11 protein-coding genes are annotated in these 13,403 nt (G+C 42.1%); 4 read left to right on the top strand and 7 right to left on the bottom strand.

Going from position 1 to position 13,403, the window contains the following annotated elements:
• Window positions 1-92 precede the first annotated feature (92 nt).
• The 3 genes from tal to QTA56_RS04625 all read left to right on the top strand — a co-directional run bounded on the left by tal (window position 93) and on the right by QTA56_RS04625 (window position 3,086).
• On the top strand, window positions 93-1,082 hold the full coding sequence (gene tal / locus QTA56_RS04615; RefSeq protein WP_267979751.1) for a transaldolase: 990 nt from the start codon (window positions 93-95) through the stop codon (window positions 1,080-1,082).
• A 72-nt stretch (window positions 1,083-1,154) separates the two neighbouring features.
• Entirely contained in the window at window positions 1,155-1,805 is a 651-nt protein-coding gene (gene leuE / locus QTA56_RS04620; protein ID WP_267979752.1) for a leucine efflux protein LeuE, read from the top strand.
• Between the two features lie 108 nt (window positions 1,806-1,913).
• Complete coding sequence (locus QTA56_RS04625; RefSeq protein ID WP_267979753.1) at window positions 1,914-3,086, top strand: benzoate/H(+) symporter BenE family transporter; 1,173 nt, start codon at window positions 1,914-1,916, stop codon at window positions 3,084-3,086.
• A gap of 45 nt (window positions 3,087-3,131) precedes the next feature.
• On the opposite strand, the gene QTA56_RS04630 is transcribed toward QTA56_RS04625, so the two are convergent.
• The 5 genes from QTA56_RS04630 to QTA56_RS04650 all read right to left on the bottom strand — a co-directional run bounded on the left by QTA56_RS04630 (window position 3,132) and on the right by QTA56_RS04650 (window position 9,560).
• The gene (locus QTA56_RS04630) at window positions 3,132-4,964 is read right to left on the bottom strand and encodes a monovalent cation:proton antiporter-2 (CPA2) family protein (protein WP_267979754.1); all 1,833 of its coding nucleotides are present in this window, start codon (window positions 4,962-4,964) and stop codon (window positions 3,132-3,134) included.
• Between the two features lie 165 nt (window positions 4,965-5,129).
• Window positions 5,130-5,546: an RDD family protein gene (locus QTA56_RS04635; protein WP_004680975.1), complete on the bottom strand. Its 417-nt coding sequence runs from the start codon at window positions 5,544-5,546 to the stop codon at window positions 5,130-5,132.
• Window positions 5,547-5,612: 66 nt separating this feature from the next.
• Window positions 5,613-6,299, bottom strand: coding sequence for a dienelactone hydrolase family protein (locus QTA56_RS04640; protein ID WP_267979755.1), 687 nt, complete (start codon window positions 6,297-6,299; stop codon window positions 5,613-5,615).
• 165 nt (window positions 6,300-6,464) lie between these two features.
• Window positions 6,465-7,532: a hypothetical protein gene (locus QTA56_RS04645; RefSeq protein ID WP_267979756.1), complete on the bottom strand. Its 1,068-nt coding sequence runs from the start codon at window positions 7,530-7,532 to the stop codon at window positions 6,465-6,467.
• Window positions 7,533-7,619: 87 nt separating this feature from the next.
• Window positions 7,620-9,560 (bottom strand): hypothetical protein, encoded by a 1,941-nt coding sequence (locus tag QTA56_RS04650; protein ID WP_267979757.1) that lies wholly within the window; start codon window positions 9,558-9,560, stop codon window positions 7,620-7,622.
• A gap of 200 nt (window positions 9,561-9,760) precedes the next feature.
• Here QTA56_RS04650 and QTA56_RS04655 point away from each other — a divergent pair, with 200 nt between their 5' ends.
• A complete protein-coding gene (locus QTA56_RS04655) occupies window positions 9,761-10,369 on the top strand; it encodes a Uma2 family endonuclease (RefSeq protein ID WP_267979758.1) in 609 nt (202 codons plus the stop codon).
• Here the strand turns inward: QTA56_RS04655 and QTA56_RS04660 are convergent.
• Complete coding sequence (locus QTA56_RS04660; RefSeq protein ID WP_267979759.1) at window positions 10,361-11,014, bottom strand: response regulator transcription factor; 654 nt, start codon at window positions 11,012-11,014, stop codon at window positions 10,361-10,363. The two genes, QTA56_RS04655 and QTA56_RS04660, sit on opposite strands and share 9 nt — an antisense overlap.
• Window positions 11,015-11,059: 45 nt before the next feature.
• Window positions 11,060-13,186, bottom strand: coding sequence for a two-component sensor histidine kinase (locus QTA56_RS04665; RefSeq protein WP_267979760.1), 2,127 nt, complete (start codon window positions 13,184-13,186; stop codon window positions 11,060-11,062).
• Window positions 13,187-13,403: the final 217 nt, after the last annotated feature.

Raw genomic sequence — 13,403 nt, forward strand, 5'->3', positions numbered from 1 at the left:
TTAATCTGAGATTAAAGCGATGCTTTGTTTTCACGAAGATTGTGCTATAACAGAAGTTACCAATAATATTGTTTAGCAAGAAATCTATACCAATGACTGAATCTGCATTATATCAATTAAAGAATTTAACCACTGTGGTTGCTGATAGTAGTGATCTGGAAGCAATTGAAAAATTTCGCCCTTTGGATGCCACCACCAATCCATCACTGATCACGGCTGCTGCTGAACAGCCAGAAAGTAAAGAACTGATTGAAGATGCCTATGCACAGGCAAAACAGGAAAATTATCAGGGTGATGAACTGATTGAACGCACCATTGATATTTTGACTGTGAAATTTGGTGTTGAAATTTTAAAGCTGATTGATGGACGTGTATCAACTGAGGTGGATGCTTCACTGTCTTATGACACCGAAGCAACGATTGCAAAAGCACGTGAATTATCCAAGCTTTATCAGGGCTATGGTATTGAGCAGTCACGTATCCTGATTAAGATTGCGTCAACATGGGAAGGCATTCAGGCAGCTAAAGTGCTGGAAGCTGAGGGAATTCCGTGTAATCTGACTTTGTTGTTTGGCTTACATCAAGCCCAAGCCTGTGCTGATGCCAAAGTCACGCTGATTTCCCCATTTGTTGGTCGTATTCTGGACTGGTATAAAAAAGCTGAGGGCGTTGATCAATATCCAATTGAAAAAGACCCTGGTGTATTATCAGTTAAGAAAATCTATAACTACTACAAACAACACGGCATTCCAACCCAGGTGATGGGTGCAAGCTTCCGCAGCACAGTGCAAGTTTTAGGCTTGGCAGGTTGTGATTTATTGACCATTGCGCCAAATTTATTGGCACAACTGGATCAAGATCAACAAACAGTTGCTGCCCAACTCAGCAGCGAAGCCGCACAACAGGCGGAAAAAATTGAACGCCCTACCCAGACCAAGGAAAGCTTTAAGGCTGAACTTGAGCAGGATTTAATGGCTTTCCAGTTACTGCAAAGCGGTATTGATGGCTTTATCAAGGCGCGTGACCAGCTCAGCCTACTATTGCGCCAATCATTTGGAATTGATGCTGAAATCAAGCCATAATTAGTCGATTTTTCACCTATAAAAAACCGATTTTTGTTACTATAGCAAAAATCGGTTTTTAATGAGTTTATTGTGTTTGGTATAATAGATTTAACCACTTACATCATTGGTACAGTGTTGATCATCTTATTACCTGGACCAAACTCATTATATGTGATGTCGATTGCCTCACGTTATGGTATCCAAACAGGCTTTTGGGGAGCATTGGGCGTATTAACAGGCGATTCTATTTTAATCCTGCTCACTATTTTTGGAGCAGCTTCACTTTTAAAAACCTTTCCTATTTTATTTGTCATTCTAAAAATAATTGGTGGTGCCTACTTAGCTTATTTAGGGTTTAAGTTGTTACAGGGTGCCTATCAAACATGGAACAAACCACAACAGCATACAGAAATGGCTGATTTACCTCAATTAGATCAAGTCCACCCCTACCGTACTGCACTGAGTATCAGCCTGCTTAATCCTAAAGCCATCCTATTTTTCCTATCTTTCTTTGTGCAGTTCGTCGAGCCAGACTATGTCTATCCTGCATTAAGTTTTTTAATTCTGGCGATTATTCTGCAATTGATTAGCTTTAGTTATTTAACCGCCTTGATCTTTTCTGGTATTAAATTGGCAGCTTTCTTTAAACATAACCTTAAACTGGCAGCAAGTGGTATTTGTCTGGTTGGCATCCTGTTTTTTGGTTTTGGTCTTAAACTCGCAACTTCAACGCTGACTTAATGCCACGTTGGGTCGAATGATCAATTTATCCAATCATTTTAGAACTACGATTTAGCTGATATTAACGATATACTTTTCAACAAATTTTAATCAAGTATAGATGCATAGATGCAACGCCTTATTCAAGATTTTTCCATTCCTGCCGTATTTGCTGGTTTTATCACCTTTCTGATCGGGATTAGCGTTTCTGCTGTCTTGGTGATACAGGGTGCTCAATCTCTAGGGGCAACTACTGCTCAAATCAGCTCATGGTTTTGGGCATTGGGTCTGGCGATTGGTCTATCAGGCTTAATTCTGTCGTGGAAATATAAATATCCTGTGGCAACTGCATGGTCGACCCCTGGGATTGCGTTGATTATCGCATCTACAGGCCATTATGATCTATATGAAGCGATTGGTGCTTTTCTGCTTTGTGGGATTGCGATTGCAATAGTCGGATTTTCTGGAATTTTTCAAAAATTATTGGCGCATATTCCGCAAAGCCTGACCTGTGCCATGCTGGCGGGTATCCTGCTAAAATTTGGCATCCAGATTTTTAGCAGCATGCAAACTCATCTGGGCTTTATCCTGAGTATGCTACTGATTTATCTGGTCTCGAAAAAGTTATTTCCTCGTTACAGCATCGTCCTCACGGTAATTTTAGGGGCGATCATTTGCCCATTATTTGTCGATTTTCAATTTCATTCCATCACATGGTCTTTGGCACAACCTGTCTGGATGCAACCTGCATTTTCATGGTCTGCCTTACTCGGTCTAGCTTTACCATTGTTTGTGATTAATATGACCTCACAGAACTTGCCAGGCATTGCCATGATCAAGAGTTATGGCTATCAACCGCATGTCAATCAACTGGTCGGCTGGACTGGAGTTGCCCATACCATCTTTGCACCGTTTGGCTGTTTTTCGATAAATCTGGCCGCGATTAGTGCGGCTGTCAGTCTGGATGATCAGGTTCACCCCGACCCAGCCAAACGTTATATTGCAGGCATCAGTTGCGGTGTGTTCTATATTTTGATGGGACTGTTTGCAGCAACACTGGTCAGCTTGCTGATGTCGTTTCCACAAATCTTTATTGTGGCTTTAGCAGGAATTGCTCTGTTCGCAACCATTAGCCATAATGTTGCAATTGCCTTTGCCAATGTAGAGGAACGTGAAGCTGCGCTGCTGACTTTTTTATGCAGTGCTTCTGGAGTGCAGTTCTGGGGGATTGGTTCAGCTTTTTGGGGATTGATCTTAGGTATTTTTGTTTTAATCTTATTCAGGTTGAAACTAAAAAAATAAGCCTTAGTATCCTAAGGCTTATTTAAGAATATAATTAGCTAACCGTTATTTTTCCTCTAACTCTTTCTGTGCCTCTTCATCATTTAAAATGCGTCCAGCCTGCTTAGGTCGAATTAACGGTGCAGTTGGACGTGGATGTACATGGGTATATTGCAACCCCACACCTGCATAAACATCATCCGCAGCAATTTCAGTTTCGAAACGTTCATTATCACGCTCACGAATTTCTTCACTAATACGCTGTACCTCATCTTCATCGACACCCAATTGTTGCAAAATCACGCCACCAAACTTGATTGCTGATTCAAAGGTTTCACGAATCATATAATCAACTTTTTGCTTGACTAGATAAAGTGAGTGTTCACGGTCATAAGAACGTACCAGCAGCTTGGCCAGTGGAAATTCATGCGTCACCAGCTCCACAATTCGATTGGTGGTTTCTTTACTATCGACACACACCACGATAGCCTGTGCCGTAGCCGCCCCCGATGCATGCAGAATATCCAGACGGCAACCATCACCATAATAGATTTTAAAACCAAATTTTTCCGCGTTTTGAATCATGTCAATGTCATTATCAATAATGGTGACATCGACACCTCTTGCCAGCAGCAATTGACTGGTCACCTGCCCAAAACGGCCAAAACCAATCATTAGAATACTGCCATTAAGCCCCTCTGCAACATTGACATTGTCTAAATTAATTTCGTCTTTAGTTTGAGTAAATCGCTTGAATACAATCCCTAAAATTGGAGTCAACACCATCGAAAGTACAATAATTGCGGTCAGGTTCGACTTGATTGTATTATCAATCACCTGAGCACTGACAGCCGCAGCAAACAACACAAAGGCAAATTCACCACCCTGAGCCATCAGCAATGCACGATCCAGTGCTTCGGTATGTGAGCTTTTGCTGACACGGGCAACAATATAAATCATCAGTGCCTTAGCAAACATCATCGCCAACACACCACTTAGAATAAGCTGCCAGTTTTGCGCAACCACGGACAAGTCGAGTGACATCCCGACACCGAGGAAAAACAGGCCCAGTAACAGCCCTCGGAATGGTTCAATATCCGCCTCGATTTGATGCCTGAATGTTGATTCAGATAACAACACACCTGCAAGAAAAGCACCCATCGCCATAGATAAACCACTGACCTGCATCAGCAATGCTGCACCCAGTACCACCAACAGTGCCGCCGCCGTCATGACTTCCCGCGCCTTTGCAGCCGCCAATAACCTAAACAGAGGATTCAGCAACCAGTAACCTGCTGCAATCAATCCTGCAATTGCAATCAGGCCAATGCCGATATTTTGCAAACGTGCGGAGGTGGTTTCCACCACATGGTTGGGTGCCATAAATGCCACGATAGCCAATAAAGGTACAATCAATAAATCTTCAAACAATAAAATGGCAACAATCTTCTGGCCCTGTGGCTGGGCAATATCACCCCGATCTCCCAGTAACTGCATCACAATTGCTGTTGAAGTGAGTACAAAACCAGCCGCACCAATAAACGCCACCTGCCATGTGAAGCCAAATAATAGTCCCACACCTGTCAGTGCTGTCGCACAGGCTACAATCTGCAATGTCCCTAGGCCAAAGATTTCGCGTCTGAGTCCCCATAAATGTGAAGGCTGCATTTCCAGACCAATCACAAACAGGTACATGACAATCCCTAATTCTGCGATGTGTAAAATGGATGCAGAATCATGGAAAAATGCAAAACCAAATGGCCCAATGATCAAGCCTGCAATTAAGTAACCCAGTACCGAACCCAAACCTATTCGTTTAAAAATAGGGACTGCAATCACAGCCGCGGCCAATAAAACCACGGGTGCAATTAAGCTGATTGAATGTGCCTCTGAACTCATGTTGTTCTCATTTTTATCAATGCGATTTTATTCTATGTGAAAGCTTAAAAGACTTATATATCATTTATGAGACATAGCTTCTCAATTCATTTATTTTCATGCGGATAGAAACAAAAAAGCCGTCAACCATGACGACTTTTTTGTGTTCATCTTGAAAATCTAAAGTTATAGCTCACGTACAACTACACTTTTTGCGATTTTGTCATGCCAACCTTGTTTTTTGCTATCGAATGCAATCCAGATAAAACCGAGAAAGAAAACAAGCGTAGATGGGAAATAACCGATATAACGAAGAATGGCTTGCCCAACCGTCAAGTTTTCGCCTGTTTTTTCATCCAGTACCTTTAAACGTAATAACCGTTTTCCAGGTGTTCCTGCAAATTTTACCCAACATACAATATAAAAAACTGCACCAATAATTTGACCAAGCCAATCTGACCATGTCCAGCCTGTAAAACCACTTGCAGCATTTGGTGCGATAATCATCATAATCGGAATTAAAGCAACGATCAGGATAATCGAGTCAATAATTGAAGCCAATAGACGTATCCAAAAACCTGCATATTCGTATGTATGTGACATTTTCCCCTCTCATTTTATTTCTATAAGAATCAATATTTATACATGATATGTACCTAAGCATATCATTTATACAGTATTTTGTTTTAATTCACGATCAAAAAATTCAACTGTGCGTTGCCAAACCACCTTTGCTTCAGGTAGACCACGACTGACACTGCGGAAACCATGCGGCATGTTATAGGTATAGGCTTCAACCCGATCACCCAGTTCCTGAATCAATTTGTTGCGCTTGGTTGCTGGACAGAATGGATCAACGTTTGACCAATGCCCCTGCAAAATGCGAATGTCATCCAGAGATTCTTTTTTAGGTACACCTGCACCTTGAATTCCCAGTGAATGATGATAAACCACAGGTGCCAGCATATCCTCACGCTTTGCCATTTGAATAACATAACCACCCGTTAGGCATTGTCCCAACATACCCAGGCGACCATTCGAACGTGGATCAGCTTTTAACGCATCAAGTAACACATGAATTTCTTTATTCATATCACTATCGGCAGCATTGATTCGCCCAGCCTTACTGACCATTGCCCGAATACAATACTTGACTGCACCACCACTAAATAAATTGGGTACATACACCAGATAGCCACGATTTGCCAAGTCCTGCGCATCTTCCCGATACACATCCAGTATGCCAAACAACTCATGCAGCAATAAAATTGCAGGGACTTTTTCTGAAGACTGTGCAGGTGCATACACTTCCACATCTATCTGGCGTGTTGGTAAGGTGATTGTTTTTATTTCCATTTCAGTTATCCATTTTTTTAAATCGCTTTTATATTATTTTTGACAATATTAATTGTCAAATAAAAAAAGGACATCCGAAGATATCCTGATCACTAATTTTCTAAACTTAGCCATGTATGAGTTATAGATCAAAACCTCATTCACATTAACCTAGGATTTTTACTGTTATTTATTTTGGGCTAATTTAGCCGCCATTGCTGTGGCACTCTGGCTGATGAGATTTTCGTAAGTTTGTTTAAATGCTTCCTCACTGTTTGGTGATACGTCATAAGTTGCTTTTTTACTGTTATGCCCCCCAATACCACTGCCTGTAGCCAAAGAGAATAAACCACTAACCACTGCGGATGTGGCATTGCCTATTGCTTCTTTCTTTTTCGATTCGGCAGAAGTTGATTCTACAGACTGGAAAATATTCTGATTCGCTTCAAGATTATCTGAAAGGTACACCGCACCTGTATGACGCGGTCTACGACTGGTTGTAAAAGTTCTTGCCCCTGCATCTGTCACAAACTGAAATGCTGTATCCTCAGCCACCAGCTCAGGTACATAACCAATTGATGATTTGGCATTTGAGGATAATGAGGCTAAAACACCTGGTTTTTTACTATGCGGTTCAGCAAAGTTGGCTAAGTAGTTAACGTGTAATAAAGTTACGCCCAATGCTTTTGCCAGCTCACCCTCTTTCATACCACGCCCCTGATTCTGGACATCAACACGTTGTTTAAAATCACCTCGTGCTGTGCCACTGGAAAAATACGCTTTCTGACCTGTCGGGGCGAAAATCTTACTGATGGTGGTTTCGCCCTTAACCAACTCTTTGTCATTGAATTGGTATGGCGAATTTACCCCATATTTTTCTGCAAGTTTCTGATAATCAGGATTTGCCAATAATGTTGTTGGTTCTACAACCTCAAAACCTGCCTGTTTTAATGCAGTCACTGTATCAGCATATGCCTGATCGGTAATTGCCTGCATCGTGGTATCGCTCACACCTGTGAGGGTCGCAACAATGGCACTGCTACTCGAACCTGCCATTCCACCCGCAGTCGCCGTGGCAAAACGCTGGGTATAAAATTCCACCCCAAATTCGGCAATCACAACTTTATTATGGCCCTTGATCGCATCGGCCTTATCACTACCCACTGAAGCCCCAGCAAAAACAGAGGAGGCAACCAAACTGGATGAAGTCAATAACAATGCAGACAATAAGGGTTTAAGATAAACAGTTTTCATTGAATTATCCTTATTTAATTTTCTGTAAATGGGCAATAGACAGGACATCCAAAGATGCCCTGTAACAAATAATTTATTTATTCCAGATTAGAATTTCATTGTGCCATTAAACGTGAGTTGTCCAGTACCATTTGCAGGTTGTGTCTGCTTCATTACAACGTTATTGAAAGTGATCGTTTTTGCTGCTGTATCTAAAACCAGACCTGTGCATAACGTATTTATTTTTGGTGAACATTGATATTGCAAACTATTACTTCCTTGCACAACAGTATAAACAGCCGCATTTGTACCACCTGAAAATTGAACAATTAGACCTGTTACAGATAAATCCTGACTTTGACTGGTATAAGTTACTGCTCCACTATTCGTGACAACAGGATTAAATTGCACAACTGGTTCAGTTTTCATATAAATTGAACCAGTATGCTCATAGAAGTTTGCAGGTGCATCTGTTCCTGTAATCGTTACACAACCATAAGGATTAGTATTACTATCACAAGATTTATTCGCTGAACTCGGATTGACTGGTGATGTATTACTTGCCTGATAAATCAGGGCGCCATTTTTAATGGTTAATGCCTGCGTTGTACCACTTACAGCCTCAAGCAATGCATTCTGGAAAGTCACCTGTGCTGTATTACCGTTCTTGGTGAATACCGCACCTGTACAGGCATATGTTGTGCCCACACCACATGCCCAGGCATATTTATCATTTTCAAGCTGAATGCTCTTAACAGCTGTTCCTGAAATAGTCACTTTCACATTCTGCTTTTTATCGGCATTAAAGAATGTATAAATATCAGGTGACGTAATCACTGTTGTGCTGGCTTTACTAAAGCTACAGAAATCTTGTGGGGCATTTTTAAAGCCAAGCTTATCATCCGCGCCATTCGATTCACACAAATCAGATGTGCTTGGTTCTGTCGGTTGCGTTGGGTTTGTAGGCTGGGTCGGAGTCGTTGCCGTACCTTTATTGGAAACTAGTTTTACACCGCCCTCACCACCCGCCATACCCTGCGGTTCAACGGTTAAATAACCTGTTGCTGGATCATAACTGATATACAGTTCCACACCCGTTCCAGCAGCATTATAGAAAGTGAGTGCATTCGAATGAAAATCAGATAAGGTGTGTTGTCTATAGCTATAGGTAAAGGCTTGGGTTTTCCCCTGAATGGTTACATTACCCTCTTTGGTAATACCAACTTTATGTATGCTACCAACAGGAAACTCTGTAGCTGCCCCACCGAAGCTACTTTCCACTTTTAAATAATAGTCATCTTTTTTCAGTGCATTTAAAAACTCTGTTGTATTGCTTGCAGATGCAGCCGTTAATGGACCTGAAACTTTTGGATCTGTTGTTGGATTGACTGGTGCAGCAGCAGGAAGTGCTGCCACATCTCCTGCTTTTACTTTTTCAATCAGGGCAGCGTAGTCTTTAATTGTTGCTTGATTGGCAGCCAATGACGCTGCAAAGGCATCCAGAGCTTTATCAAATGCGTCATCAATTGCAAATTTGGTTGTTAATAAATCAAAGTTTTCTGGTAACTGATAACCATCTGCCTTGAGTTGTTTGGCTAAATTATCCACCGCAGTTTTCAGTGTGGTTTCTAATACAGGTTGATAACTTTTAAACCATTCACTAGGGGTTTGGGAAGTAGCTAATGCCAGTGCCAAATCTGTAAATGGCGTAATATTGACATTGCCTGCTTTTGCAGCATAACCATGCAAGGTTTGGATATCTGATGCTTTCACTTCCAATGCACAAGGTAGTTTAGTGCTATCCACCTGCCCTGACCATTCCCCCTGCTCATTGGTTTTAACCTCATTTTTAAACCCACTGCCATCTTTACAACTCGCTGTGACACTGGCATTTTTAATCGCTGCCCCAACGGCTGCTGTTCCAGCTAAATCACTGTAGGTTATGGTCGGTGTTGGTGATACGTTACTTTGCTGATCATCGTCATCATGACATGCTGTCAGTAGCACACTGGCAGCAATACAAGCACTCAATAAACTTTTTTTAAACATACGAACCCCATTCGTTATTTCATCCCTTTCGTGATGACAGTAACGTTTTTAGGGTTTTCTGCGTATCCCCAGTTCAGGGGGGATAGCCTAAAATCTATTTTGACTTCAAAAACTTGCTTACAATGTGGATATTGAATGAGTTGTGATACTTCTTCATACACGCTAAGGTATAGGCTGTATTTATATTATGAGTTATTGCCATGTCACCTCATCATGCATACCCACTTCCAGTCAGTGAACAGGATTATCTTGATGGCGAATTGCTGACTGATATTAAACATGAATATATTCATGGCGAAGTCTATGCAATGGCTGGGGCAAAAGCGGCGCATAATCATATTGTCAGTAATATAAATTCAGCCTTTCATATGCATTTAAAAGGAAAATCTTGCAGTTCTATGATGTCAGATATGAAAGTCAAAATTGACGGCTGTTATTTCTACCCTGATGTACTGGTTGATTGTTCAGATTTAGCAGATGACAGTGTTTTTACAGAAACACCGACCATTATTGTTGAGGTATTGTCTAAATCCACTCGCCAGATCGATCGTGTGATCAAACGTGAAAAGTATCTACAGATTCCGACCCTACAGGAATATATCCTGATTGAACAGGATATTGCCGAGATTGAAGTGGTATGTCGTAGTCAAAACTGGCAATCTCATTTCTACTATTTGGGAGATCACATTACACTGAACTCAATTGGTTTAACCATTTCAGTTGAAGATATTTATGACCGTGTCAAAAATGAAGATGTCGTGACATGGTTAGAGAAGAAAGTCCTAGCAGAACAAAACGTCTCAAATTAAACCATATTGCTGTGCCAGCAATGCCGCTTCAGCACGGGAGGAGATATGCAATTTCTGATAAATTGTCTTGATATAACCATTTATGGTATGGCTGGATAATTTCAGTTCGTAGGCAATTTCAGCGACCTGATGCCCCTTGGCAATATAAACAAGCACCTGTTTCTCCCGATTGGTTAAAGTCAGCGATTGTATGGCCTGTTGTTTTTGCTGGTTGAGCTGTTCATGTGTTTTGACATAATTGAGCAGTTTCTGCGTCATGCTTGGGGAAAAGGCATAGATTCCAGCAATCAGGTTTTTCAAATGTTGTTGAAATACTGTTGGTTCAAGGTCTTTCAGCAAGTACCCTTTTGCACCATGACAAATGGCCTCAAACAGATATTGGTCATCTTCAAAAATTGTCACCACCACACTCAGGGTATTGGCAGAATGTTGTGCCAGCCAGTCAATCACCTCTGTTCCCTTTCCATCAGGCAAGGAAAGATCAATCAAGGCCAGATCATAATGTTGTGACAATAATGACTGCTTTGCTTCCTTTACACTATAAACCTGCTGGATACGAATGCCTGCAAAGGTTTCAAGCAACATCTGTTTGATCCATGCATTGACTTCCAGTATATCTTCTAAAATCAATGCCGTTCGAATCATGTTTATACCCATTTATATATTTACATCCATTACTTTTTGCCACAGTCACGATAATGGAAAAATCAACTCTATCCTTGAACCTTTTGCCTCTGGCAGACTTTGGAAATGCAGCGTTGCCGAAAGTTCAGTTGCACGTTCCCTCAGGTTTTTCAGCCCATTCCCCTCAGACTGGTTAGCTTCACCATCAAATCCAGCACCATCATCACAAATGACTGAAACCAGTTGTGAGTCAACCAGGCTAATGTCAATGATTACACTCTGGGCATTGGCATACTTCATTATATTACTGATGATTTCCCGAAGCATAGAAATATAATGCCTGTATTGTGCATAACTTAAGGTAATGGGTGTGTCTGCAAGGTTTTGTTGCCAGTTGAGTTCTATCCCACAACTTTGCAGGCGAGTCGCAACCTCATATTCAAATTCCTGCAAAATCACATTTAGCTCGACACCTGTACCCAGTAGCCCATTGACGATGGTACGCATTTCGGCAATCGCCTGACGAATGGCCTGCTTGGCTTGATCCACATCTTTCTGGTAGAGACCCGATAATAGTTTCGCCCCCAGATCATCATGTAAGTCGCGAGCGATACGGTGTCTTTCCTCTCGCACGCCACGATCATAGGCAACACGGCTTTCTACCGCCTGAGCTAAAAAAGGCAATACATTCTGAACCAGTTGCTGGTCATAGACATTAAACAAACGGCGGCCTTGCTGTGGATAGCTAAGACGCATCGCCGCCAGCCCTGCAACCTGTGGCGTATACAGCACCAGTCCATTGTCTTCAATTTGGCTATTATTTTCGTGTTCACTTATTTCGAGGTTTAATGGCTGAAACAGGTCGTTTAATAAGGCTTTCCACTGTAACTGGCGTTGCTGCTCATTCACCGCAAAGCTGATTTGCAAGATTCGCTCAAACAGTTCACTGTCGGATAATTTTTTACGTTGTAACAGGCGTGCCTGTAGCCAGCCACGGATAGGCAGCCAGACCAGACCACAAATCAGGATGGCCAGACCCAGTGACATCAGTGGACTAAGCACCATGACCAAAAGCGCATCCAGCAAGACCAGTAAAAAAGCTCCCAACAGATAAAACAGGATACGAAATACCCAGCTTTCCAGCTCAAACAACCTATAACGTGCTACACCCTGTACCACTCCCACATAAATCAGCAGGAAAAACAGGAAAGCATAACCCTGTTCCATTGCGGCATCTATATCCAGCAGGTTTGGCATACTCACCAGCAGAACAGGAATACCTGCACCCAGCATAAGAGACAAACCAAACCAGCGTAAAGCAGCTTGTGCAACGGGATCATATTTTGTCTTACGATATTGCCACCAGCTCAGCAATAAAATAATGCTTAGCGCAATCAACAGTGGAACAAAGGCACCAATCGGAGGGCCAGAAAAGAATACCTTGAACATATCACACAGCCACCAGCAGAATGTAACGACAACAAACAGCAGTTGCAGTCTGGGTGGAAGCAAACGGGCAGTAGGATAATTAGAAAACAGTAATACCAGTACCATGCCAAACAACGCCGCACCAGTATGGTTAAGGTTGGACAATAGCTCAAATAAGGGTGCTGGCAAGGCAAGTACCCGAGTACTATAAATAGCAGCCGAGAATGCCGCTGCCATAATACAGCAACCCGCAATAAACAAGATCAAGGTGGTATAGCGTTTGCGGCTCATGCCCCATACCCAGCCCCCAATTAAAAAACTGCTCAGTCCCACCAGAATTTGTACCCAGAATACTACAGGCAAACTATTCACAGGTCGTCTGGGTTCCACCTCCAGCACCACACTTTTTCCGTTGACAAACTGCATACTGATTTGTGGTTGGCGCAGCACACCTGCCAAATCATCCTGACGGGAAAAAAACTGCCTGCTTTGCTGATAGGTTTCCAGTTGGTCAGGATCTTCCAGAACATCCTGTTCAATCAGTTCTATTCTGTTTCGGCCATCCGCACTGGCAATTGACTGGATGGTTTGTCCCTGTTGAACATCTAGCGGTTTGCTGATGGTATCTACCACGATATGCTGCTTATCCAGTGTCAGCGTCAAACCAAACCAGGGTTGGTACACTGCGGTCATCACTGTAAGCAGTGTCAGTATTATTCCAGTGAGTAGAATGCCCCACATCGCAACAAAAGGTGTCTTGATCATCTTGCCATATGCCCCACCTGTCCCATGCACACACATGGCAAGTATTTATATTGTTTAAAACAATGTATTAATTTTAGCCTGAGTTCATAACATGACGGATTTTAATAAGCTATACCACACCTTAGACACCCCCGAAAATGCTTTATTTTGATTATGCTGAACTATTGAAGCAATGTAATCTCATCTACGTCCGTTGTGTACAGAATCCATTTATATC

Source organism: Acinetobacter thutiue (assembly GCF_030385805.1).
Lineage (GTDB): Bacteria > Pseudomonadota > Gammaproteobacteria > Pseudomonadales > Moraxellaceae > Acinetobacter > Acinetobacter corruptisaponis.